The sequence below is a fragment of the Pseudomonas sp. NPDC087804 genome, from assembly GCF_044742965.1.
Classification (GTDB): Bacteria; Pseudomonadota; Gammaproteobacteria; order Pseudomonadales; family Pseudomonadaceae; genus Aquipseudomonas; species Aquipseudomonas rustica.
The window spans coordinates 117,180-143,924 of sequence record NZ_JBIUVN010000011.1 but is presented as its reverse complement, the minus strand read 5'-3'; the positions used below and the strand labels follow the sequence as shown (position 1 = coordinate 143,924).

The window sequence follows — 26,745 nt, the reverse complement described above, 5'->3', positions numbered from 1 at the left end:
CATGCGCAACCTCGGCTTATTCTCCACCGCCGTCTCCCTGGTTGCCTTCAACCTGGTACTGGCCGTGTACCGCCTGATCACCTACCCGGAATGCCGCCAGTACATCCTGCGCCAGGCCTTCGAAGAGGCGATCCACACCCACGCCTACCAGTACTGCATCGAATCGCTGGCCATGGATGAAGGCGAAATCTTCAACATGTACCACGAGATCCCATCGGTCGCTAAAAAAGCCGCCTGGGGCCTGAAGTACACCCGTTCGATCTCCGATCCGAAGTTCGAAACCGGCACCCCGGACACCGACAAAGAGTTGCTGCGCAACCTGATCGCCTACTACTGCGTTCTGGAAGGCATCTTCTTCTACTGCGGCTTCACCCAAATCCTCTCAATGGGCCGCCGCAACAAAATGACCGGCGTCGCCGAGCAGTTCCAATACATCCTGCGCGACGAATCCATGCACCTGAACTTCGGCATCGACGTGATCAACCAGATCAAAATCGAAAACCCGCACTTGTGGGATGCTGAGATGAAGGAAGAAGCGACCCAGATGATTCTGCAGGGTACGCAGCTGGAGATTGAATACGCACGGGATACCATGCCTCGCGGGGTGTTGGGTATGAACGCGGCGATGATGGAGGATTATCTGAAGTTCATCGCTAACCGTCGTTTGTCGCAGATCGGCCTTAAAGAGGAATATCCAGGGACGACTAACCCGTTCCCTTGGATGAGCGAGATTATGGACTTGAAGAAAGAGAAGAATTTCTTTGAGACTCGTGTGATCGAATACCAAACTGGTGGTGCGTTGAGCTGGGACTAATAGTCTCGCTCGCTCAAAAGCACTAAAATGTGAAACCTTCTCACTAAACGTGGAATGGATGCACCAAAAAGGGCTGCCATATGGCAGCCCTTTTTATTCGCAAGAAAATACCCTCAATTCAAAGCGTACCTCCCAATACGGCACCCACGGTAGAGATGCCGCTACAGCTACCCTCTGTTAGACTGACAACGACATGGAACAGCTTTGAGACAATGACCTGAGCCAATGCCATGAATTCGAACCGTTGGTCACCGCCATCGATATCGCCGGTCATCTGGGCGTCGCGAAAGGCACCGCTATCGGGAGCGCAACGGCCTGCTGGTGCACAAAATCGGTCGGCGGCGAAATCTCCAACCGTCCGAGGTCGATGCTTAGTGCGGGTGGGCGGTGCGGATAAGGAGTGGAAAGGTGAAAGCGAATAAGAATGAAGCAAAAGGGAATAATAGTTATGAGGGCCCGTAGGCCGTCGGTCGTCATTTGCTTCAAAACCGAGCCCTATCTGCCGTACCCGAGCCAAGAAATCGGGTCAAATCGGCCACTTCTTCCGCTTAATCCACATACCCCCAGCGGTCAATCATCATGGTAGCCAAGGCAATTCACCTGGCGCATCTGGAATGGATCTATGACGACATCGGAACAACAAATTGAACAAGCCCTGATCGAAAAACTGGGCAATCTGAAATACACCTACCGCCCGAACATCTGTGATCGTGCAGCACTGGAGGCCAATTTCCGCCAGCACTTCGAGACGCTCAATCACGTTCAACTCACCGATAACGAATTCGCGCGCCTCTTGGAATCCATCGTCACACCCGATGTCTTTGCAGCTGCCAAGCACCTTCGTGAGCGCAACAGTTTTGAGCGCGATGACGGCACTCCGCTTTACTACACACTGGTGAACATTAAGGATTGGTGCAAGAACAACTTTGAAGTCATCAACCAGCTCCGCATCAGCACCGATTATAGCAATCACCGCTTTGATGTGATTTTGCTCATCAACGGCGTGCCAGTGGTGCAGATCGAGTTGAAGACCCTGGCCATCAGCCCCCGCCGAGCCATGCAGCAAATCGTCGATTACAAGAACGACCCAGGCAATGGCTATACCAAAACGTTGCTGTGTTTTTTGCAACTGTTCATCGTAAGCAACCGCAGCGATACCTGGTACTTCGCCAACAACAACAGCCGGCATTTCAGCTTCGACGCCGACGAGCGCTTTCTGCCTCTCTACCAATTTGCCAGTGAAGACAACACCAAAATAACCCATCTTGATTGTTTCGCCGACGCCTTCCTCGCCAAGTGCACGCTGGGTCAGATGATCAGCCGCTATATGGTGCTGGTGGCCAGCGAACAGAAGCTGTTGATGATGCGGCCTTATCAAATCTATGCGGTCAGGGCGATTGTCGAATGCATCCACCAGAATACTGGCAATGGCTATGTCTGGCACACTACCGGCAGCGGCAAAACGCTCACCTCGTTTAAAACCTCCACACTACTCAAAGACAACCCAGACATCGACAAATGTCTGTTCGTGGTTGACCGCAAAGACCTCGACCGGCAGACACGGGAAGAATTCAACAGATTTCAGGAAGGCTGCGTCGAAGAAAACACCAACACCGAAACGCTGGTGCGACGCCTGCTCTCGGACGACTACGCCGACAAGGTAATTGTCACCACCATCCAGAAGCTCGGCTTGGCGTTGGATGGCACTAACAAGCGCAACTACAAAGAGCGCTTGGAGCCGCTACGTAACCAGCGCATGGTCTTCATTTTCGATGAATGCCATCGCTCCCAGTTTGGCGAGAACCACAAGGCCATCAAAGAATTCTTTCCCAACGCCCAGCTGTTCGGTTTTACTGGCACACCCATTTTTGAAACCAACGCCAGCGCCCAACAGATCGAAGGCGAGCAGGCCAGCTACAAAACCACGGCGGATATATTCCAGCAGCAATTGCACGCCTACACCATCACGCATGCCATTGAAGACCGCAACGTGCTGCGCTTCCATGTCGACTATTACAAACCCGATGGCAAACCCGGAGCCAAAAAGCCACCCATGCCCGGCGAGCCGCTGGCCAAACGCGCCATCGTCGAAGCGATATTGAGCAAGCACGATTCTGCTACCGCTGGGCGCAAATTCAACGCGGTGCTAGCTACCGCCAGCATTAACGACGCCATCGAATACCATTCCCTATTTAAAACAGTGCAGGCTGAAAAAAAGAACGCCTCCCCGCACTTCCAGCAGCTCAACATCGCCTGCGTTTTCTCGCCGCCGGCTGAAGGCAACAAGGACGTGCAGCAGATTCAAGAAGATCTGCCACAAGAAAAACTGGATAACGAGCAAGCGCCGGACGAAAAGAAAGCCGCGCTCAAGGCAATCATCGCCGACTACAACGTTCAATATGGCAGTAACCACAGCATTGGCGAATTCGATCTGTACTACCAGGACGTGCAAAAGCGCATCAAGGATCAGCAATACCCCAACTCCGACCTGCCGCACGCACAGAAACTCGACATCACTATCGTGGTGGACATGCTACTCACCGGCTTCGATTCCAAATTCCTGAACACGCTTTACGTGGACAAAAATCTAAAGTTCCACGGACTAATCCAGGCGTTTTCGCGCACGAACCGAGTGCTCAACGACACCAAGCCCTACGGCAACATCCTCGACTTCCGTCAGCAGCAAGACGCTGTAGACACTGCCATCGGTCTGTTCTCCGGTGAAGCCAGCAAACCCGCCAAAGAAATTTGGCTGGTGGACAAGGCGCCGGTGGTCATCGAAAAGCTACAAGCGGCCGTGCAACAGTTGGATGCGTTCATGCAATCGCAAGGGCTGGAGAACAAACCCGAAGCCGTACCCAACCTCAAGGGCGACGCTGCCCGCGCCCAGTTCATCAATCTGTTTAAAGAAGTACAGCGCCTCAACACCCAGCTCGACCAATACACCGACCTGACCGACGAGAACAAGACCGCCATCGAGAAGGTTATGCCTAAGGAGCAGTTGCAGGGTTTCAAAGGCGTGTACCTCGATACCGCCCAGCGCCTGAAAGAAAAACAGGACAAAGGTGACAACAAAACCGACCCGGCTGTGCAGGAGCTAGATTTTGAGTTCGTGCTGTTTGCCAGCGCAGTAATTGATTACGACTACATAATGGCCCTCATAACCCGCTATGCCAGCCAAACGCCGGGCAAGCAGAAGATGAGCCGCGAACAGCTCATGGGGCTGATCCAGGGCGATGCCAAATTCATGAATGAGCGCGACGAAATTGCTGAGTACATCAGCACGCTGGAAGCGGGCAAGGCGCTAGATGAAAAAGCCATCCGCGCCGGGTTTGAGCATTTCAAAGCTGACAAGCACGCCGACCAAATAGCTGAAATTGCTGGCAAGCACGGCCTGGATGTCGCCGCACTGCAAACTTTTGTGGATACCACCCTGCGCCGCATGGTGTTCAATGGCGATCTATTGAGCGATCTATTCACGCCGCTGGAACTGGGCTGGAAAGCCCGCACCAAGGCGGAACTGGCTTTGATGGAAGAGCTGAACCCGCTACTAAAAAAACTCGCACAAGGGCGAGAAATTTCAGGACTAGGCGCGTATGAACAATAAGGTGGAAGTCAAGATGATGGAGTCAGTGGAGAAACCCATCTTGGTGCCCAAGCTGCGCTTCACGGAGTTTCTGGAGGCCGGAGCATGGAAAACTGAAACGCTAGGTTCGATGGCAACAATTAGCACAGAGAAAGTGGGTGAGAAAACGTGCTTACCCATGAGTATCACCTCCGGCGTTGGCTTGGTGAGCCAACAGGATAAATTTGGGCGAATCATCGCCGGAAGCTCCTACAAAAATTATTTGCAACTGAAACAATACGACTTCGCCTACAACAAGAGCAGCACCAAAGAATATCCAGAAGGGTACCTTGCTCTGTATTCGGGGGAGGAGCTTGCTGCTGTTCCAAACAGCATATTCACCTGCTTTCGAATCAAGGGGGACTCGCCTGCACCGCAGTATCTGAACTATTTATTTCAATACAACCTGCATGGGAAGTGGCTACGAAAGTTCATACAAGTGGGTGCCCGTGCCCATGGATCATTGAGCATAAACGATAGCGATTTGATGGCATTGCCTGTACCGCTTCCACAGGGGGCATCGTCACTCTCCGAACAACAGAAAATCGCCGATTGCCTTGCTTCCATTGACGAGGTGATTACCCAAGCGGGAAAAAAGCTCGACACGCTCAAGGCGCATAAAAAAGGCCTAATGCGGCAGCTTTTCCCAGCCGAAGGCCAAACTCTACCCAAACTGCGTTTCCCAGAGTTCCAAAACGCACCAGGGTGGAAGAGTGACTCAATTGGAAAAATTTTTGAAACAACGTCTGGCGGCACACCAAGCCGCTCAGAAGCGAGCTACTGGGGCGGAGACATTCCATGGATCACTACCTCTTTAGTGAATTTTTGCGTGATAACTGAGGCTGGGGAATTCATCAGTGAGGACGGTCTGAGATATTCATCCGCCAAACTCTTCCCTAAAGGAACTGTTCTGATCGCGATGTATGGCCAAGGGAAAACGCGAGGACAGGTCGCATTGCTGGGAGTTGAAGCCGCAACAAATCAAGCGTGCGCAGCCATTCTTCCTAGGAAGGGGGTCGAGCCATATTTCGTGTTTCTGAATTTGGCGGGGAGATACGAGGAGTTGCGAGATTTGAGCAACAGCGGCGGACAAGAAAACTTGAGCCAAGGGCTCATTAGAGAAGTTACCTTCTCGTATCCCTCGGATGTCGAGGAGCAAAAAACCATCATTTCTTGCCTCTTCTCCCTCAACGATCTCATAGACGCCCAAGCCCAAAAGCTAGAGAAGCTCAAGATCCATAAAAAGGGGCTGATGCAACAACTTTATCCGGCGCTGGACGAGGTACTGGGATGAGTGGAATCACCCTAGACAGTCTGGACGATTTGGCCGAGCACCTGCGAGCCGAGCTAGAAGAAAAGAATTGCGTCCTGCTTTACGCCTATAACGGCACCGGTAAGACCAGGCTCTCGATGGCCTTCAAGGACATCGGCAAGCAAGGCGAAGGCGAGAATGCCACACGTGACACGCTCTACTTCAACGCCTTTACCGAAGACCTATTCACCTGGGACAACGATCTGGAGGGCGACAGCACGCGGGTACTGAAAATGAACGCCGCGTCACGATTTTTTGCAGGACTGGAAACACTGGAGATGGAAACCCGCATCCGTCCCTTCCTGCACCGCTATGCCGATTTTGATTTTGCTATCGACTACAGCGACTGGACGATTCGTTTCTCGCGTGACGTTTTTGTGGGCGAAACGACGCAAGCTATTGACAACATCAAGGTGTCACGCGGCGAAGAAAATCTTTTCATCTGGTGTTTCTTTCTGGCAATCGCTCAACTCGCCATGGATGGTGCGGAGTCTTATCAATGGGTAAGATACATATACATTGACGACCCCATCACGTCGCTGGACGAACACAACGCCATTGCAGTGGGCAACCATCTGGCGCAGTTTCTCAAACGAAAAGACCACACCATAAAAACGGTCATTTCATCGCACCACACGCTTTTCTTTAACGTGTTGTGGAATGAGCTACGCGAGATTGACCGTAGGAAATTCGCCCCGCATTTTTTGTCGCACTCCCGAAAGACCGGAGAGTTTCACCTTTCTTATACCGGTGATACGCCATTTTTCCACCATTTGACGCTATTACAGGATATTTGGCAGGCGAAGGAAACGGGCGAAATCTACACACATCACTTCAACGCTTTGCGCAGCCTGTTGGAAAAATCCTCCATCTTCCACGGACACAAGAAGTTTACAGTTTGTATCAAGCAGCAGGATGACGATCCGGACGACACCCTTTACGGCAGGCTCGTAAACATTTTGAGTCACGGTAATTATTCGTTCTATGACCCTGTGGAAATGCTCCCTGAAAACAAAGCGCATTTTGAAAAAATACTGGCCGACTTTCTTGAGTTCTACCCCTTCAACTCAGACCTGTTGCCAGAAACGCAAGAACAGGAAGCGACTCCATGACCGAACAAGATCAGAAACAACTGGGTACCACCCTATGGGGAATTGCCGACACCTTACGTGGGGCAATGAACGCGGATGACTTTCGCGATTACATGCTCTCGTTCTTATTCCTGCGCTATCTGTCTGACAACTACGAGACGGCGGCGCAAAAGGAGTTGGGCTCCGATTATCCGAAACTGGATGCAGGCGACCGCCGTGCACCTCTAGCGGTGTGGTACACACAAAACCCGGAGGACACCGCTGACTTTGAAAAGCAGATGCGCCGTAAGACGCATTATGTGATTCAGCCCGCTTTTCTATGGAGCAGCATCGCTGAGATGGCCCGCACCCAAGACGGTGAACTGCTGCGCACGCTGCAAATGGGCTTCGACTACATCGAGAATGAATCCTTCTCCAGCACTTTTGGCGGGCTGTTCTCCGAGATCAATCTAAACTCTGAAAAGCTGGGAAAGGGCTACACTGCACAAAACGCCAAGCTCTGCACCGTCATTAAAGCGATTGCCGAGGGACTGGAAAAGTTCTCTACCGACAAAGACACGCTAGGTGATGCCTACGAATACCTGATCGGTCAGTTTGCGGCGGGTAGTGGCAAGAAAGCGGGAGAGTTTTACACCCCACAACAGATCTCCAGCATCTTGTCGGGCATTGTCACACTAGACAGTCAGGAACCCGCTACCGGCCAAAAGAATTATCTGGAAAGCGTGTTTGACTTCACCTGCGGCTCTGGCTCATTGCTTCTGAACGTGCGCCACCGCATGGGCCCGCACGGCATTGGCAAAATCGTTGGGCAAGAAAAGAACATTACCACCTACAATCTTGCGCGCATGAATATGCTGCTGCACGGAGTGAAGGACTCAGAGTTCGAGATCTACCATGGCGACACACTGATTAACGAATGGGATTCGCTACGCGAAATGAACCCGGCCAAGATGCCGAAGTTTGATGCGGTAGTAGCTAATCCACCGTTCAGTTATCGCTGGGAGCCAACCGCGGCGCTGGGCGAGGACATGCGCTTCAAGAATTATGGCCTGGCACCGAAGTCAGCCGCTGACTTCGCCTTTCTGTTGCACGGCTTTCACTACCTGAAGCAGGACGGCGTGATGGCCATCATTCTGCCCCACGGCGTCCTGTTCCGTGGCGGCGCAGAAGAGCGCATACGGACAAAACTACTGAAAGACGGCCACATCGACACGGTGATTGGCCTGCCGGCAAACCTGTTCTTCTCAACAGGCATACCTGTGTGCATTCTGGTGTTGAAGAAATGCAAGAAGCCCGATGATGTGTTGTTTATTAATGCCGCCGAGCACTTCGAGAAGGGCAAGCGGCAAAACCGACTGCTGCCCGAGCACATCGACAAGATTCTCGACACCTACCAGTTCCGCAGCGAAGAAACGCACTACTCCATGCGTGTGTCGATGGATCGCATTGAAAAGGAAGGCTTCAATCTAAATATCTCGCGTTATATCAGTACTACACAGACGGAAGAAGAAATTGTGCTGGCAGATGTTCATAGCGAACTGCTGGCTCTCGATAAAAAATGTAAAGTCGCAAGGGATAGGCACAACGACTTTCTCAAAGAGCTGGGGCTGCCTGCATTGCCATGAGCAAACGCCCCATCAACCTCTCTGACCTGCTGTGCCACCGAACGGTGAAGGGTAAGCGCATCGGGCAAAGAGTCCGGACATGATCATTTGCACCCTGGGTAGATACTCTAACTACTTCGAAATTTCGACGGCATTCACGTGGTGATCGGGTAGTGGTCGCAGCACGCTTCAATCAGTTGGACCACTGTGATCAACTAGGGACCGGGCGGCTGGCGACCGGTCCCGACGGGACTGACGCCAGGGATGAGCTAAACGAGGAGGCATTGACCATAAGGCTAAATTACGCGCGCACATCTTTTTATGAAGGACGAGGGATATGCGCCCCACTGCGACCGATCGCCTATCGGGGGGATAACAACCCGAAAGCGAAGTTCACGGATTCGCCTTTACTCGCTTGTAGTGGGCGGTAGGGAGCAAAATCCTCAAGAACTTCAGTGTGTGGGTGACGATATCCCCTATGAAGGGGATTGGAGCTGAACACGCTGAGTTCGGGGCGGATTTTATCAGCCAACCCGGTGTGCCAATTTGCTCTTGCCCCGTGATGCATGACTTGCAATGCAGCGAGACTTTTCAAGCGATGCGGGCCCACGAAGGCCTGCATACTGGCAAACCGTAAATCGGTATCGAGGTAACCATCACCGGTATAGAGCAGACTGCCCCTACACGTCGTAATAAGCTCGACCCAATCGCGCCTATTGTGCCAACGCCAATACCAATAAGGTTCCCATAGATGCCCCTCATACACATCCGCCGTGCATGATTCTGTCGGTCCGGCGTAGAGAAACAGGGAAATCAAATTGTTGTTTTCCTCATGACCATTGAAGTCAAACTCCTTTGCGTACAACCTTTTCAGCACCTCCAAAGTACGGGTTGCAACGCTCTTGACACCGCCAAGCAGATCGCTGCGCAAACGGAAAACCTCATTGCGAAATGCCGCCGAGGCCATCGGTGCCAGCTGCGCATCGTTGTACGGCATGAACTCCCAGCAGCCTGCGACCACCAGCGCTGTTCCAACCTTCATGAACGCAACGCTTGTTCCATTTCTAGCGGCCTCCGCCATGCGAGTGGCGTCGAACCGCATGCCATCCGCAGTACCCAGGCTGGACAAATCCTCGGTATCAACTTCTACGGAAATAGGCTTCGCTCGGCGATGCTCTGCCCGCTCGTCACCTGATGCGGCTGGTCGTTCGGGTTGTGGCGAGATACCTGCATCACGGCGCGGCTCCTCAAGGGGAGGCCCGCCTGAAGCAAACAAAATACGTTTGACGTTAGATTCCGGCACAGCAGCAATGAACGCCACCGGATTCACCAGAAAATTCGTCAAGCGCGAGCGGTGGCCTCGATGGGCGTGAAAGGCAATAACAAGCCGTTGCCAGAGTGGCATATACGGCAATAGAAGGTCACCAACATCGAAGCGCTCCAGCAGCTTCACAAGTCCGCTGATGTGATCCTTATCGAAGTGTGAAATGGTAACCAGATCAAGGTAGGGGCGCCGGCCCGCAGGCGTGCGGATGTCACGCTCCAAATCGCCCAGCGCACTATCCAGATAATGCTGGGAGGAAGAGGTACCACAGTCATACACCCAGTTGAATTGGCTGCTAGTGGCTCCGTTGAGCATCACAAGGCTCCCCGAACTGAACAACCCTTGACCTACGCCGTGGAACCCATAATGAACTCGCAGACCCCATTTCATACTGTGTGGAATTCCTTTTGCTTTTACGGAGAATCGCTAAAGGAGGTATTGAACTGTCTTTCGCTCAACATAGCCATAGCAAAACGCCATCTCACAAGGCGCGACCAAATTCCGCATCACGAGGCAGCGCTCCGATAGTCACCCACGGGGCCTGCCAAGCTCAGTTCACAATCGCCTCGGCACACCCAATCATGAGTCCCACTCTCGAATTGAACTCGCCACCAACCCGCGAACGGCTTGCGGTAAGCGCTCAATAACCTCAAGAGCAGCGTGCTCAGCCGCAAGAACAGCGACGCTATTGCGAGCAGAAATGCCGATTGGAGCCTCCGAGCTATCAAGATTCAAATGTCGACGGCGTTTGGCCAAGATGGCACAGTGACACACGCCTCAAAAACTGAGGTGGTGCAGCTGTAGGCGTCGTCAAGGGTCTGTGCTGCGTTGCATGCTTGTGAATCTTCAGCATAAGGATTTGCGTCAATGACCGCGTTCACTCCTGCTGTAAATCCCATAAAAGCCTGGCTCAGCGAGTTTTTGCTCACCCGCGAGCTATTCAAAGGACCTAACGGCAAACCTCTGTACAGCTACCAACTGTCCGAACACGAGTACGCATCCTTACGCGATTTACTTCAAAAGTACCTTCGCCTAGCGTCCAGTCCAGTTCAGGTCATACACCTGGGAGCATGTTTTTGTTTATTTGTCAGTGAGCAGTACCGTAGAAATTACAACAGTTCATGGTCCTGGTCAGGCGCTGAGAGCGAGTTAGCCGTCTCACTGTCACACAGCCAGCATGCAACCTTGACCAGTAAAGGACTGGAATACTGGAAACGCCCTATTCGGTACCGTGAAAACGGTAGGGATTGGCTAGGGTCCCTTTTCGCAGAAGGTGGGTTACCTTGGCCCCTAGTTCAAAAGGAATCACATGGCTTTGGCAGAGCCGTCAATCGAGGTATTAATCTCTTCAGCGCAGGGAGCAGCCACCGAACAACTGCTGACCTAATAGCGGCGCACGAAGATGAATTGCCAATTTCCTTTCGAAATCTAGAAACCAGGCAGCTGCTTGCCGGCATTGTTGAACAGTTGATGCATCTGGCGGGGCAATATCCGCTTAAGGATCAGAAAGACCCCGCTGCCTACCTGGATAAAGTCGCTCCTGAGTGGACAGAAGCCTTTCCAATCCCTCTCGATGAAACTAATGCTAGAGGCCTGATTAATGATTGGCTACATGATGCTGGCAAGCAGCGGCTTGATAGAAAAGAGGCCCTCATTCAAGCCAGAGCATTCACCTGTGAGCATTTTCTATTAGGCACACTGCCGGACTGGAGGATTAGGACAGAGCTGGCCTTGCCAAAGGAACACTCATTTGACATTGATGCCCAGCAGTTGGGTAGCACTCGGCTCGATCAAGCCTATTACGAAGGTGAGCACATATTAGCTCGTGGGCCTGCGGTGTATGCCCAGCTGAACGAGTCGCGTCTGACGATCCGCTTCTCCAATCCCTCAATATCAATAGAACGTCGCCGGCTAGGCGAACCTGTCACGCTGCGCTTACTCGACAATGGACGAGTTGTTCAATGTTACCAATTCGACGGCAGCGAGTTGGATTATGAAGAAACGCCGTTAGTTTTTGAGCAGCGGGCGGATTGCTGGCAATTGGTCGGAACATCTTCTTGCGGTGTCGTTGGTGAGTCCGCACGTATTCGTATTCCGACCAAATTTAGTTTTTTGTCAGACGGCCTCTCACCATCGCTGCTGACTACCGACAAAGAGAGCGGCCAGTGGCTGGATCTACGGGCCGATGTATCGCTCCAAAACGGCCCTGACCTCTATCGAATCGAATTAAATCAGAATCAAAACGAACACCGAAAGCCCGCTCTGGCCGGTGTTCAGGGGCTCTATGACAGTAACCCAGGTGTTGTATATTTGGGTTGGCCACGACTGGAGTTGCCCGAAGACTATGAGTTTGGTATGGGCGATATTCTGGAATTTGCCAATGGGCACCCCCTGGACACTCTTCGCCGTACCGGGCCCTTCGGTGTCGTTCGTTACACCTTGAAAAACCGCACGGGGAAAACGCTTTTAACACGACGCTTTGCCGTCCTACCCAAAGAATTCAGTACTTCGTTGCTTCCCGCAACCACTGAAAAACCTGCTCGATTGCAGGTCAAAGGTGCGCTCCAGCTTGACTTAAAAATCGACAGCTCGCTGCTAATGGCCAAGCGATTGGAGTCTGATCACTCCGCAACCACTTTCAGCCTTATTCATCGAACCGATACACCTCCTGCTGGTTTTACGCTGGAGATCGACCAGAAAAGCAGCAATCAGCAACTACGACTTCGCCTCCCGTACCCGTATCAAGGAGCCCGGCTTATTGGACCAGACGACCGGCCCTCACGAGCACACGAACTTACGTTACCTGAACTGATAGGTCATCGCATCGCATTGACCTCAGGGCAAACTCAAGGGCAAAGTTTCTACATGCAACTGGAACTGGTGTGCGAGGCGCTGCCACATCCAAAACGGCACTATGAGATCAAAGTAGGCTCATCGCCCACGCTGCTAAATTTGTTTAGCTACCAAAATGACATGCTTCAAATGCTGGGAGCTGTCGACGAACAAGATGCGTTTATTAAGCTCACCTTAGAAACCGAACAGCGCGCGCTCAGCCTGAATATCAGACGGTACAACGGCCGCTTACAATGGGAAAGTCGAGACACATTCACAATCTGCGAAATAAGTAACGCGACAATTTTGAATGACACCGAAGTTGAAGCAATGTTGCTTTCTGATCCTAAACAAGTGCCAGTCAAAATCGAGGAACTCAAGAGCCAGGATGTTGGCACCGGGCGATTTATTTTACCCAACACCATGCAACGTGATGGCCCATGGCTAATCTACCCAGCCAAAGATAGTAAAACTCAATTTCGCCCTGCACTGTTCGTGTCGGCTTCGTCGATTACTGAAATTCAAACTGAAGTTTTATCCCTGCACAGAGCGACACAGGTTTTCCACCCAAAAACCAACCCAAACGCCATCAGTCAACAAATCTCCGTCATGGCAAAAGAGTTCGGACACAGTGGTTGGCAATATTTAGCGGATTTGAAGCAACATTACGCGCACCTGCCGTTGTCCTCATTTGAAAGCTGGAAGGCACTGTCAAAGCAACCAGAGGCGCTGGCATTCGCGGTGCTCCGACTAGAAATGGACGAAGCGTTCTGCGCTCGAATTCGCGATGAGCTGGCGGTAATCTGGGAAGCAATTCCTCTCCCCATGTGGGCCGAAGCGCATGCACGACTTTTTCAAGGGCTGATGGCATGTGGCTTGCCGGAGATTCTTATCAAGAACCTTGAAACGAATCGCGCGGCCGTGTTGCGACTTGTGGTTTCCGGCTTTGACTATTTGGGCGACTACCTAAGTACTGGCAATAAAAACAGTCTGACCAAAATCCCTCCCCAATTGGTGGTACCAGGCTGGAATCAAGCTTTACGCCAACAACACGCTACCGACAGACAGTGGCCTACCGATCTTACTGCGGAGTTGACTAGCTGGCTCCTTCAGAATCCGGTACCTGCATTCTTGAGAGAGATCACCCCTGTTGGTTTCACTAAAGCAGTTTCTTACTTACCAATTTTTTTGGCCTATGTGACGGCAGGCAAAGCCACCCTAAATGATCTTCCTGTGCCGATGGCGTACCTAAAATTTGCCATTCGATTGGTTTCTGATTTTGACCGTCAGGGATGGTTCGCACCTACTCACGCACTGATGGTTTCGTATTTGCTAGCCTCCGATGACGAGGCATAAGGAGTTCCGATGCGTTTTTTCACGGATTTAATTGAGCAAAGCCTTAACCGCACGCGGGAAGCAACCCTAGGCGTCCTAGGAGTTAACGAACCAGGGCTTCGCCGTCATCTGAACGAAAAAATGGTTGATGAATTGGGGGCCGATGGCTGCTTTTTGGCTCCGCCGGTTTTCGAACATACGTTTGGTTGGAAAGAGTCGGAACAACGTCTTCTCGACTTAGAGGGCACATTGCTCTCCAAAAGCCTGCTCAATACATTACAAAACGCCCATGCGTATGACTTCCCAAGAGAAGCCCATCCCTATACGCACCAGCTTCAGGCTTGGCGAACGTTGCTTAACGAGAAACCTCGATCTGCCATCATCACCAGTGGCACCGGCTCGGGGAAAACAGAATGTTTCATGGTGCCTATCCTTGAAGATCTAATCCGGGAACGTGAGCGAAATCAGTCGTCTTTGATTGGGGTGAGAGCGCTATTTCTCTATCCCCTCAACGCCCTAATCAACTCTCAACAGGAGCGATTAGATGCATGGACCCGTGCGTACGGTAAAGATATTCGGTTTTGTTTATACAACGGCAAAACTGAAGAACGCGAAGGGGTCATTCGCAAGATTCAAGAACAGAAACCCAACCAGGTTTTGTCACGTGAGCTTTTGCGCAAAGAGCCCGCGCCAATATTAATGACCAACGCGACAATGCTCGAATACATGCTGGTTCGTCAGGTAGACAATCCTATCCTGGAGATTTCAAAGCAGCAGCAGTCTCTACGCTGGATTGTCCTCGACGAGGCACACACTTACGTTGGTTCTCAAGCCGCAGAAATGTCCCTCCTGCTGCGCCGCGTCGTTCAAGCCTTCGGTAAAAATCCTGAAGAGATTCGTTTTGTCGCGACATCGGCCACCATCGCTGGGGGGGAGGCCGAAGAAAAGTTGAAACGGTACCTTGCAGACCTCGCAGGAGTGCGGCTAGAACAAGTCGACGTCATTGGAGGATCTCGTGTTTGGCCGGATATCTTGTTCGACTCGAAAGTCGACAAGGCCTCGCTGGAGGTCGTGCAGTCTATCGAGAATGAACAAAAAATATCACCGTCCCGTTTTGAGGCTTTAGGACGTAATTCAATAGCACGCTCATTAAGGCATGCGATTGTTAACTCGACGAAACCGTTAGATTTAAATGAATTACTGACGATACTGCAATCCGAATTAATGCCCGGCTCGCGGCTGGAGCAGCAACGGGAAGTGTTAGGTTGGCTCGATGTATCAACTGGCACCCGACGCCATAAGGACGAACCGCCGTTTCTTAAACTACGGACCCATCTTTTCCAACGAATGCTTCATGGACTATGGTCCTGCATAGACCCCAATTGCACTGCCAAATCTGCCAGTCTGAGTGAATGGCCATTTGGCAACGTCTACGTTCATCAACGTGCACGCTGCGAGTGCAACGCGCCAGTGTACGAATTAGGATTTTGCGATGACTGTAAAACTCCGCATTTGATTGCAGAGGATCGCAATGGGGTTCTTCACCAATTGAGCCCGTACGCAGGAGATGAGTTTTCTCTGAGCTACGAAAGCGGCGAAGAAGAGACGTCGCCTGAAAGTGAGGTAACCGGCCCCACTACTAGTCGTACTTATGCGCAACGTTTGGTAATTGCCGGATTGCAGGTCGCACAAGATCCCTTTTTCAGCGTCAGCCTCGATCTCGACACCCACGGCTTATGTGCTACTAACTCAGAACGCCCTATCAACATTACTATCGCTGAAGAGAAAGCGGCTTGCTGTAGTCACTGCGATCACGAACTTCCAAACAAAAAGAGCTTTCTGAGAAAAGCGTACCTGGGCGCTCCATTCTATGTTGCGAATGCCGTCCCGACGGTGCTGGAGTTTTGCCCAGATGCCGACAAAAAAGACAGCAATGAGCGCTCCCCAGAAGAATTACCCGGTCGGGGTCGCAAGCTAATTACGTTCACCGATAGCCGTCAAGGTACGGCACGTATGGCCGTACGCATGCAACAAGAAGCCGAGCGTTCGCGGTTGCGTGGCTTAGTATTTGAAACGCTTCGGAACGTTCAGGCCAAAGCTGATGCGGAACCTAAAGACGTTCCTACTGGCAACTATGATCTGCTGATGCACCAGGCAGAAGGCTTAGAACAGTCGGGAATGGGTGTCATGGCGGCAGAGCTACGCAGACAAGCGGCCGCGCTACGATCCGGCAGCGCCCCACAAAAACGAATCGTCAACGTCGATTGGGCAAGCATGGTGTATGAGCTAGCCGCATCCAAGGATGTTGAACAATCAATCTTGCGCTACAACCGCTACGCCAACCCTGTCCTTTTTGACGGGAGTCAAGGGGGCGCAACTATGGCTCGCTTACTTTTAGCTCGGGAATTTTCCCGACGCCCAAAAAATCAAAACAGTACGGAGACTCTCGGCCTCGTAAAAGTAACCTACCGAGGTCTCACAGAAATTAGCTCTACACCGCCGATGTGGACGGAAACAAACGCGGTACCGGCGACAGGGGCATTTTCGGCGCCTGAAACTCGCTTAACTCTAGAGGATTGGCACGACTACCTTAAAGTTGCACTTGATTTTTACGTGCGCGAGAACACCTTTATAAACATGGATCGCGACATGCAATCCTGGATGGGCAGCAGGTTCACCCCAAAATCGCTGTTCTCTCCAAAAACCGAGATGGAAGAAAGCACAACAGTAAAAAAATGGCCTCAAGTAAAATCTGGAAATCCGCATCGGTTAGTAAAACTACTGGAACAAGCCACCGGATTGAATCGGACGGTCGCTACAGATGCGGACAAAATCAATGCTTGGCTAGAGGCCGCATGGTCTGCTCTGACACAGGCTCTCATCCTGGAGCCCGCAGACCCAGGGCATCGCCTGAAGCTAGAAACACTGACCTTTGCGCTATTAGAAGAGGGGTGGCTCTGCCCGATAACGCACCGAATTTTTGATTCGACTTTTCGTGGGCTAACCCCCTATTTACCCATAAAGTTGCGTCCGCAAGACTATCGCTGCCAGAAAATCCAACTCGCCTCGCTAGCTAACCTCCAGATAGATGGTAGCGCCGTGGCCAAGCAATTGCAGATTCGTGCGCAGGTCTTACAAGACCCGGTCATCCAGCACCTTCGGTCTGAGAATCTCTGGACCGATATCAGCGACCGTACCGTGGAAGGCGGATTTTACTATCGAACCGCAGAACATTCAGCTCAGCAGTCGGCCCAGAGACTCGATGACTATGTTGATCTATTTAAGAAGGGTGATATCAACGTACTCAACTGCTCCACGACTATGGAGATGGGCGTAGATATTGGGGGCATCTCTGCTGTAGTGATGAACAATCTGCCACCCCACCCTGCCAACTATTTGCAACGGGCGGGACGCGCCGGACGCCGTAGTGAGGCACGCGCGATAGCCTACACCTTATGTAAAGCGGACCCTCATAACCAGCGCGCGTTTGCACAGCCTAAGTGGCCATTCATTACCGCCATTCCCGCTCCCACCATTATTTTAAGCTCTTCTCGCATTGTTCAGAGGCACGTCAATTCGCTGCTCTTGTCTATTTTCCTAAAGTCAAAAACCAGTAGTGACGGTGACCGAACCAGGCTGACTCTCCAATGGTTTTTTGGCGGGGAGGACTCACCCTGCCAGCAATTCAAAAGCTGGCTGACTAGTTGTCAGACAGAATTCGCAGACCCAATCAAACGCCTTGTCAGCGGAACTTGCTTAGATGGCTGCCTGCTCAGCACAATCTCAGCCGAGACTCAGGAAAGCGTGCGTATTCTGGAGGACCGGTGGCTTGAAGAGTCTCGAAAGCTCAACGCTAAGCTGCAAGCGGCGACAGATTTACCGTACAAAAAAGCGCTAGAGCTGGAGAAAAAACGTCACGACGGTGAGTACTTGCTTCGCGATCTCGCGTCCCGTGCGTTCCTTCCAGGATATGGATTCCCTACCGATGTCGTGACACTCAATACCTACAACATTGAGGACTTCAAGCACCAGCGAACTCATCCTGAGAGTCGTGAAGACAGCATTTTCAACAACAAAGAGCTTCCGTCTCGCGGCTTAAACATTGCGATCCGAGAGTATGCACCTGGGTCGCAAGTGGTAATCGATGGGCGAGTCTATCGTTCGGCAGGAATCAGTTTGCAATGGCATGCGTCAGGCCAAGTAAACGAAGCACAAAAATTTGATATCGCCTGGAGATGCTCAAATTGTGGAGCGACAGGCGTAATCGAAAACGCCTATACCAACAGCTCCGAGCTAACGTGCTCACACTGCATGCACGCAATTCAACCAAACGAGCGCCGAACCGTCCTTCGCCCTGGCGGCTTTGTAACCGACTTTTATGAGTCCACAACAAACGACATCACTTCTCAGAAGTTCATCCGAGTCGAACGACCTCGCATCCAACTGACTGGCGAGACGATCTCGCTGCCCGACAAGCGGTGTGGTTTCGTTCGATTTGGTCACGATGGCAGTGTGTTTCATCATTCATCCGGTGAACACGAAAAAGGTTACGCCGTGTGCCTAACCTGTGGACGTGCAGATTCAATGCTCGCCTCCGGTGACATTCCTAAAAATCTGCTTCCAGATCAGCTACACCGGCCAGTGGGCGGGATCACAGGCAGTCGTAAAGAGTTCGACTGCCCCGGCACGGCAGTTAAGCCTAACCTGTTCTTGGGCTATCAAATTCGCACTGACGTCATGGAGCTTTACTTAAGAAGTCCCCAGACAGGCCTGTGGCTCGGAGATAGTCTGGCAGAGCAAACTATAGCCACGACTCTTGCCGTTGCGCTACGCGACGTAATCGCCGAACTCTTAGGTATTGCCAGCACAGAAATGGGGTTTGGTTTCCGTCTTGATCGCGATATCGAAAGTGGACAAGGGCGAACGGTCATTCAGCTGTTCGATGAAGTCAGCGGAGGAGCCGGGTTTGTCCTGGCTGGCTTAGCGAATACAACCGAGCTATTACGTAAAACGTTAGGGAAGCTGCATTGCCCGGTTAACTGCGAAAACGTCTGCTCGCACTGTCTTGCAGGTCAAGACAGTCGAGTGGAGCGAGAAGAGCTAGATCGTGGACGCGCCATGGAGTGGCTGACTTTGTCGGGCCTAATCGAACATTTAGACTTGCCCAGCGAGTTTGAAACTGTGGTGGGGGCTAGTTATTGCTCGACCGGCCCGATCCGCTATTTGTCCTCTGCGATCAATTCAGCGGATCGCAGTGAAAACGACACCTCTATTTGCTTGGTGATGAGGGGAGATGCAGAGGACTGGGACCTAGATCACCCTTACTTCCGTGAAAAAATCCTCACTTGGGCAATCGCTGACAAACTCAAGGTGAAACTGGCAATTCCTTCAGGAGCGTCGCTAAGCAAAGAACAGAAGAACACCCTCTTTGACCTGGCCAGTCTTGGGGTTGTGATTGAGGATATGGACAACTCACTTCCACTGATCAAGCCTTACCTGGTGGCTCAAATTCGTTCCAAGTCGGGCATCAAGAGTCTTTTTAGCAGCGATGCCTCCGCTGCGACTCCAGGAGCCGGATGGCTGAGTAGCAACGATGGAATAGTATGGGCTGGAAGCGACTGTGTTTCTGATTGCGGTGGTCAGCCTATCAACGTCCGGACCTGGCGCCAATTTGAGCAGGGTGCACGGGTCATCGAAATCACCCACGAACTTGACGGGCCTATCAGCAGCTTGCATAGACGTCTCGCTACTCTCATTGAGAAGCACGCGCCCGAACTGACTGAGTTGATTGCCACGGACCAAGCAGCAGTGGTCAGCTATTCCGACCGTTATTTGAAATCACCGTGGTCGTTAATGTTGTTAAGCGGTTTTCTTGAACTTTTCAAAAATGAAAAACTTGAGTCGCTTCGAATTCAAACGCTAGCATCCAGTGGCGATCAGTCCAGCAATCAAATCAGTCATGACTGGAGGTTCCAACTTGATCAAGAAGCACTTCTTAAGCTTTGGTTGGGTAGCCAGTTCTCCATCCCACCTGAAATTGAAATCAAAGAACGAAGCCGGGAGCTTCAACACGCGAGAGTGATAACAGTAGATTGGGTATCGGGTAAGCGCAGCAAAGTTTTCCTTGATCAAGGAATGGGATACTGGCGAGGTAGAATGCCGTATCGCGACCAGATGGGGTTTGACTTCCGCGCTAACCACGAGAGCCAAGCGCTACAAATGCTGGAGAAATACAAAGTGGCGCAAATGTGTCCTAGCGGTGAGTGGCCCACTTACATGAGCCTGCTGGTGAGCTAAGCCAAGCACCCAATGAGCCAGAGAACGGTGTCCACCTAAGACAAAGTGGACGCCACTTTTCTGTCTTCAAAGGCACTCGAAAATAAGGTGCGTCAAATTTCTTTAGGCCTAGACCTCTACTCCAGCTGTCACGTATGGGGTAGGTCGAGGTCAACATAAGCGAACAACGGCAGGTCATACAGATCACCGAACAGCTGATAGATCTTCGCAGAGGCGTTGATCAGTTTTTTTACACTGCCAGCGTGATGCGTCAGGTTTATACGCTTGTTGTGGTCCCGGCTCATCGCACTTAACGCCTCATAGACCCGAGCATCCGGTACACAGCAGAACTCGCCTGGAATTGATGGATAAAGCTGACAACGCAACTCTCGCATGACCAGAGGAATCTTGATCAGCATGCTTTTCTGGCCGATCCCCAAGCCTTTTAATGAACGCATAAAGTCGAAAAACGCAGAGTATTGGCTAGTCGTGATCATGACGTCGATGGCACGTTTGATGCCGTCCCAGTTGTGGGCAAGGACTTTCACACTCGCGTAAACATCTTTCCTGAAACTGACCTGCTTCCTGGTGTCGGGATCGAGGCACTGACCTACGGTCTGCACCATGGAGGCCTTACAGTTACTACGCTCTATTTCGACAAACGCGCCGTTTGTCCATAAAGCGGGTGCGTCTTTGTGAGCCAGCTTCATCCAGGCCACAAAATAGACGGCATTCTCCCAAGGGCCTGTCCGAGACCAAACCACCGCCAAGACAAACAGGAGAAACAGATCCTTCTCCTCTCGTAGATCCAGCTTCAGTGAACGACCATCCAACAGAGGAATTTTGAAGTCAGCAACCCATCCTCGATAACTTCCAGCCTCGTTGAGGTTGGCATAGGCGAGGTTCGGCGACGCGGCCTTGAAGCGGTCGATCAGCCATGCGGCCGCCTCCATTTCTTCATTTCCAGGCAGAGTGCTCGTGGGTGCCTGAGTCTGTTCGTAGCGAGGTTTGGAAATCACACTCAGCCCAGCGCAACGATACCCGGTTGATGGACATTTCATGTCTGTGCGGTCAAAACGACCAGAAGCAACCAACTGATCAACCACTTGCGCTTCCGCTTGCATCTGGTCTTTTCGGTTGGCTCCATTGGTTCTAATCCAGTAATCCAACGAGTCCGGCTTCTTGTGATCGGTCAACCCTACTTTGATGGAACCCAACACCATGGAGCCACCCAATCCCTCTACTTTTGTAACCAAAGCATCAATGCTGAATGAGCCGCCGTCTCTCAACGTAATCATTACGCGTCCTTAATTTTTTCATTTAAAACACTGTTGAATACTAGGGTCACCAGTGGATTTCCAGGTAAACCAGGGTTTCCCCATACGAGCCCTACATCAACGTTCCCGGCACTCAAACGCGTCTCGCAGACCTTCGGCATACGAGGCCCAAAATAAACGCATACGTCCCTGAGGATCCGGCATGTACAGCGCATCCTCATAAAAATACTCCAAGGCATCAGCCGCTGCGGCATCACCGCTGAGCGCAGCTCGCTGCAACCAAAAAAGCCCCTTTGAGACGTGACGCGAAACGCCATTGCCCTCCAGGTAACTCTTCCCAAGGCGTGCAAACGCCGCAGTGTCGCCAGCACGAGCGGCTTTTCGGTACCAACGAAAAGCCTTCCGGTTATCGGCCTCAACCCATGAAGCTTCACAACTGCCTTTTCGATCCCGCGCGTCGTAAAGCCACGCGACCTCCAAAGCAGCCTCGCGGATCCCACCTTTAAACGCCTTTTTCAGCCATCGCTGGGCCATTTGCTCATCGACGGCGACACCTATTCCGTAGGTATACAGCTGCCCTAGATTGAAAAAGGCTTCAGATAAATCGTCCGCCGCAGCCAGCCGAAAAAGGTGCAGAGCAATCGCTGGATCCTCGATCAACGTGCACCCATCCAGCCATAACCAACCGAGGTCATTTAGCGCATCTGCATCCTGTTCGAGTGCTGCTCGTCGAAGCTGCACATATAGCAGGAGAAATGATTCTCGTGCCAAGGCCGCTTTTAAAGGATTCATGGCCTTCACTTCAGCGTATGACACAGCCCCATGACGCTCAGACATTTCAACAATCCGCAGAGTCGGCATGCCCAATCCCGCCCCCAGGCCGTCATGTTCACTGGATTCACGGAACTCCAGCATTTCAGGCTCGGGCAGAAAAGCTTCAAGTATGTTGACGACATTTTCAGGCTTGGGCATCGCCATTCCTCGGCTCCGGCATCAGATTGATTTCTCGAAAGGAATCATCCACCCTCTGAACGACAAACTGTGTCGCAATAGAGGAAGTATGGAGATGTCAGGAAAACGCCTGGAAGAGAGGTTTCGCCTAGATCTACTCCTGGCAATGATTCCCACACGGGGCGGCACGGCAACGCCGTCCGGCTTGCGCGTGGCACAGTTCCAAGAAAGACTTCGAGCCCAGTCCATCGAGGTGGACGACCGGACGATTCAACGCAACCTCAAAGCCCTGCTAGAGGATAAACGCTACGGTGTTAAGCGAAAAAAAGAAGGTCGGGAATACGTGTATTGGGCCGACAAGGAATTGTCGAGGTTCGTGCTCAAACCCACTGACGCAATGAATTTGATCATGGTCATCGATCATGCCCGCCCGTACACCAGCCGCACGCTAGGCGGTAATCTTCAGGAGCTGTACGAGCACGCCCAGTCGATTTTGAACAAACATTCCCACCGACTTTATGACTGGACCAAGAAGGTGGTCAGCAACACCCGTTTTCTGAATTTACAGCCGGGATTGGTCGAGCCGCAGGTCTTTCAAACCATCCAGGACGCCTTGCTGGAGGGAAGCATGCTGGATGTGCTGTACCAGCCACGCGGCGCGCCATACCCCAAGCCTTACCGATTGACACCGTTGGGCCTGTCCTTTCAGGACGCCAACATCTACCTGTCACTCGTCGTGGATGGCAGAGACCCGGACACGCCTTATGCCTGGCCAATACACCGTTTCAAATCCGCAAAAGCGGCAGGGTTTGAACCCGCTCAGGTACCCGCTGAGTACGACATTCGTAATACCAGTTCATTGAAGAGCTTGATTGGGCTGGAGAACGAACACCCCATCCAGCTGGAGTTGCTGATCGATGAAAAGATGTTTCAGCGCCTGAGCGAGAACTGGCTCAGTCCGCAACAGGTTTTACAGCCCTACGATACGGAACGCTGGCACCTGAGTTGTGAACTGCATTTGAGCCAAGGGTTGCGACTTTGGATTTTGAGTCAAGGTGCCAGCGTTGAGGTTCTCAAACCGTCAGTACTCAGAGGGGAGATCCTTGCAGAAATCGAACAGATGTCGGCGCTGTATCGTGTCAAAAGCGCGGATACCTAATGCTTGTTCGATCTACACCGGACCGCGCCTGCACCACAGAAAACAACACCGGCAGAATTCTTTCACCTTGCGGGCGTACCACCCCACACGCAAGTGGGTCCGGTACGCCCTTCGGCTCATTCAAACGCAACCCTCAGCTTTCTTCGTGCGCGGCGGCCGCTTCCCGCTGAATTTGCGCGTACCCAATGAAAGGCTTCAGCGACCAACGTGCCTGGGCAAACTTGATGAACCGTTGCTCTTGATGGTCATTTAGCTCGCCATGAAGGTCGTGATAAAAATTGATCGTCCGCCTTCTGCCATCGAAACTTTCGATCAGCGCATACGTGTCGGTAGCCATTTTTCGAACTTGATGAAGTTCTGTAGTCGGTTCTTCCCCTAGACCCTCGCAGTAGCGTGGAAGCTTGTCTTCCAGGTCATCGTTGTTTCCCTGAATGTTCAGGCGCAGTTCCAGTAAGACAAAATTGCCTAGCCGGCGCCGTTGGTACTTATCTTGTTTACGGTTGTTTTCCCCCTCACGACTTCTATTTTCAGTAGCCCAGAGGTGCTCCACCGAGTAATAGTCTGAGGTTTTACCCTCCGAAACCCCGAGAAGAATTTTATCAATTTGAATCGTTTTTCGCGGTTGGAGCTTTGCCTCGTAGTTCATGAGGAAGTACCGCAAGCCACGCCATTTGTAAAAATCGTCGGGGCTGTCAGGGTCCAGAGAGAAGGACTTAATAAACCGGTGATCCGCCGCTAGCCAATTGATAAAATTAACGAGCCGGTACTCCAACGCATCCTCATCGGTTTCCAAATGGATGCGCCCGACCTTAAGCTCTTCAGGGGGAAGCGCGGCCAAAAGCTCAGAGTGGTAGTAACGTGCCGCGTACCCATAAAGATCGCCTTGTCCGGTGTCATTACGTGACGTCATGTTCCGCGCCATGTAGACCCGAAAATTGAGGATCTCCAACAACCGAAGCAGTTTATGCAGGCGCTCGCCCGAGCCCTGCAATTTGATTACCATCGCCAGGAACAGCGGCATAATGGACGCATGACGTGCCTGCGCCCGGATTTGATCAAGAAGCACCACTATCTCAGGCTCTAAACCTGCGTGATCACGCCCATACAGGCGTTGATACCAGAGCGCGGCGGTTTTCATAAACTGCACAAAGGCGGCAATTTTTTTGATCACCGGCTCGCGTGGTAAATCCTCAGTCAGACAGCTGTCGAGGTTTACTCGCTTTTTCAGCTCTTCATAACCGTATTGGCTATCGGTTTTATTCAGTTTGAAATGGACGACTAGGCAGTAACGAAGGAATGCACTTTCGTCGCCGGCTGAGGTTTTGCCAGCGATGTTCAAGGCCCTTAGGATTTCTGACCAATCCTGATCGATTGTGTCCCTGAGCGAAGCCGCAGAAAGCTTCACACAGCAGTAAATCAAATAGTTTTTAACCTTCTCCAACTCGCTAAGCGGTTTCCCTCTGTTGTTGATGACCTCGAACATGATCCCTGTTTCAGCATCTTCTTCAGGCGCGAACACCAGAAAGCCGAGCCGGGACTCAAGGATGTCCCTGATCCGCTGTGGCTCAATTCCCAAAGCGATTTTGTCCTCAAGCCACTTCTTAATCGAACCTCTGGCGCTGAGTAATCGTTGATGCGCCTCAAGTTTAATCGGACTGTTATCGAGGTTGCCTTCAGCCATCACCACACGTTCGAAAAACGACCGTGTATCCGAGTTTAAGCGCAACACAGCCCGATCATTGCCAAGCTCACCACGGCGTAAATACAGCGCGGAAAACGCTGCCCGTTCTTCGATAGGCAGCGACTCACAAAGCAGGTACAGAAAAATGGCAAGTGTGGTCAGCCGCTGCTGACCATCCACGACGTGGAAGACGTTGTCTGTTGCATGTTTCGGGCGACTGAGGACGAGTGTGCCGGTGTAATGACGTAATGCGGCGCCATCTTGCATCAGATGATCGACGTCCTTGAGCAGTTCATCGACCTGCTTTTTGTCCCACGCGTAGCCACGCTGATAATCCGGAATGGTGAAAAGCCGATCCGAAAAGATGCTCGGCAGCGTCAGCAGTTGAGCGCCAAATCCTTGTGTGGTCATTGCGGTGTATCGCTCCTTGAATGGGGGGGCGTGTAGAGAACGTGAGAGATCACGTGCCCACTCAACGCCATCAGTAACCTTAAGCCTGCTGGAGCCACCAACGACTGAATGATCGTTGTAGGCAGTAAAATCTGCCCGGTTGAGCAACCCCGACGTGGCGGGTGAACCATGATGCCACTATGCCGCCATCGCACTCAGCGGTAAATTTTTATTACGGATTGGGTTTGGGTGTTCGCTAGATGCGCCAGCCCAGCCGCGACCAATACGATTTCCCAGAGGGCGAACGTCAATCGGCAATGACTGTGAAACACGCCGCTTGACGGTCAATTCGATTCAGCCAAGGGCTGGGTAGTGGGCAGTCGAACCGCTGCGCATAACACATTTTTGGTTAAAGGCAGGATGGCAGATCCTAGCGCTATGCAGCCCTTTCACATCCCAGTCTTTTCCGAACCTGACCTGACCGAGCAAGCGATCCGATTCGATTCAGTTGCTGTCGACAGGGATAGTGGTTGATGCTTCCGTGTACGCTGGATCGCTGCGGCGGCGTGAGTCGAGTGACTTCGTCTCCCTCGAACAAGCTCTGCGTAAACCTGTTGTTTGCGTAAACCCGTGAGGTTTACGCAAACAACAGGTTTACGCAGACTCTGTCGATGCCGTCACGTGCAGTTGGTTGGCTGATTCGGCATCCATCGATTTTGAGCCTGAGGACACACCGATGAATACGCTTGTACTTCGTCGCTTCAAAGGTGCACTGACCCTTACCTTGCCAAATGAATTTGTTGCGCAGAATCGCCTGACAGTGGGCTCGGTCGTGGAGTGCTCAATGGTCGATCCGGACATTCTGATCGTGAGGCCGGTTCGCAAAAAGCTGACTCTGGAACAGCTGCTCGCTGACACCCCAGAGGACTCACGTGTGAAGGGGTGGGAATCGCTGGGCTGACGGCAAGCGTTAGCGCACGGCTCCTTTGCAGAGCATCGCCAGGACGTCGCGAAGACATTCAACTCGGTTCATGCCTGCCAGGGCTGTACGGGAAGCACAATGAACGGTCGCCA

Annotated in this window: 13 protein-coding genes; 9 read left to right on the top strand and 4 right to left on the bottom strand. The window is 52.0% G+C overall.

Annotated features, from left to right (window positions below):
- The 5 genes from ACIOMO_RS16525 to ACIOMO_RS16505 all read left to right on the top strand — a co-directional run.
- Positions 1-814: ribonucleotide-diphosphate reductase subunit beta (locus tag ACIOMO_RS16525; RefSeq protein ID WP_401242091.1), on the top strand; the 814-nt coding region annotated here is incomplete at its 5' end.
- 622 nt (positions 815-1,436) lie between these two features.
- Positions 1,437-4,421 (top strand): type I restriction endonuclease subunit R, encoded by a 2,985-nt coding sequence (locus ACIOMO_RS16520; RefSeq protein WP_401242088.1) that lies wholly within the window; start codon positions 1,437-1,439, stop codon positions 4,419-4,421.
- Complete coding sequence (locus ACIOMO_RS16515; protein ID WP_401242085.1) at positions 4,411-5,733, top strand: restriction endonuclease subunit S; 1,323 nt, start codon at positions 4,411-4,413, stop codon at positions 5,731-5,733. Before ACIOMO_RS16520 ends, ACIOMO_RS16515 begins: the two co-directional genes overlap by 11 nt.
- Entirely contained in the window at positions 5,730-6,863 is a 1,134-nt protein-coding gene (locus ACIOMO_RS16510; RefSeq protein WP_218263292.1) for an AAA family ATPase, read from the top strand. The genes ACIOMO_RS16515 and ACIOMO_RS16510 overlap by 4 nt, the downstream gene beginning before the upstream one ends.
- On the top strand, positions 6,860-8,467 hold the full coding sequence (locus ACIOMO_RS16505; protein ID WP_054070660.1) for a type I restriction-modification system subunit M: 1,608 nt from the start codon (positions 6,860-6,862) through the stop codon (positions 8,465-8,467). The genes ACIOMO_RS16510 and ACIOMO_RS16505 overlap by 4 nt, the downstream gene beginning before the upstream one ends.
- 340 nt (positions 8,468-8,807) lie before the next feature.
- Here ACIOMO_RS16505 and ACIOMO_RS16500 read toward each other — a convergent pair whose 3' ends face one another.
- Positions 8,808-10,085 carry a hypothetical protein gene (locus ACIOMO_RS16500; RefSeq protein ID WP_401242081.1) on the bottom strand — a complete coding sequence of 426 codons (1,278 nt, stop codon included), beginning with the start codon at positions 10,083-10,085 and terminating at the stop codon, positions 8,808-8,810.
- 552 nt (positions 10,086-10,637) lie between these two features.
- Between ACIOMO_RS16500 and ACIOMO_RS16495 the strand changes: the two genes are divergently transcribed.
- A complete protein-coding gene (locus ACIOMO_RS16495; protein WP_401242078.1) occupies positions 10,638-13,958 on the top strand; it encodes an STY4851/ECs_5259 family protein in 3,321 nt (1,106 codons plus the stop codon).
- A gap of 9 nt (positions 13,959-13,967) precedes the next feature.
- Complete coding sequence (locus ACIOMO_RS16490; protein ID WP_401242075.1) at positions 13,968-20,234, top strand: DEAD/DEAH box helicase; 6,267 nt, start codon at positions 13,968-13,970, stop codon at positions 20,232-20,234.
- Between the two features lie 128 nt (positions 20,235-20,362).
- Here ACIOMO_RS16490 and ACIOMO_RS16485 read toward each other — a convergent pair whose 3' ends face one another.
- Positions 20,363-21,511, bottom strand: coding sequence for a hypothetical protein (locus tag ACIOMO_RS16485; RefSeq protein ID WP_401242072.1), 1,149 nt, complete (start codon positions 21,509-21,511; stop codon positions 20,363-20,365).
- A 96-nt stretch (positions 21,512-21,607) separates the two neighbouring features.
- Positions 21,608-22,468: a tetratricopeptide repeat protein gene (locus ACIOMO_RS16480; RefSeq protein ID WP_401242069.1), complete on the bottom strand. Its 861-nt coding sequence runs from the start codon at positions 22,466-22,468 to the stop codon at positions 21,608-21,610.
- Positions 22,469-22,556: 88 nt separating this feature from the next.
- On the opposite strand from ACIOMO_RS16480, the gene ACIOMO_RS16475 reads away from it, so the two are divergent.
- Positions 22,557-23,600, top strand: coding sequence for a helix-turn-helix transcriptional regulator (locus ACIOMO_RS16475; protein WP_401242067.1), 1,044 nt, complete (start codon positions 22,557-22,559; stop codon positions 23,598-23,600).
- Between the two features lie 133 nt (positions 23,601-23,733).
- On the opposite strand, the gene ACIOMO_RS16470 is transcribed toward ACIOMO_RS16475, so the two are convergent.
- Positions 23,734-25,692, bottom strand: coding sequence for a DUF262 domain-containing protein (locus tag ACIOMO_RS16470; RefSeq protein ID WP_401242064.1), 1,959 nt, complete (start codon positions 25,690-25,692; stop codon positions 23,734-23,736).
- 715 nt (positions 25,693-26,407) lie between these two features.
- Between ACIOMO_RS16470 and ACIOMO_RS16465 the strand changes: the two genes are divergently transcribed.
- Positions 26,408-26,632, top strand: coding sequence for a hypothetical protein (locus ACIOMO_RS16465; RefSeq protein WP_103405935.1), 225 nt, complete (start codon positions 26,408-26,410; stop codon positions 26,630-26,632).
- Positions 26,633-26,745 lie beyond the last annotated feature (113 nt).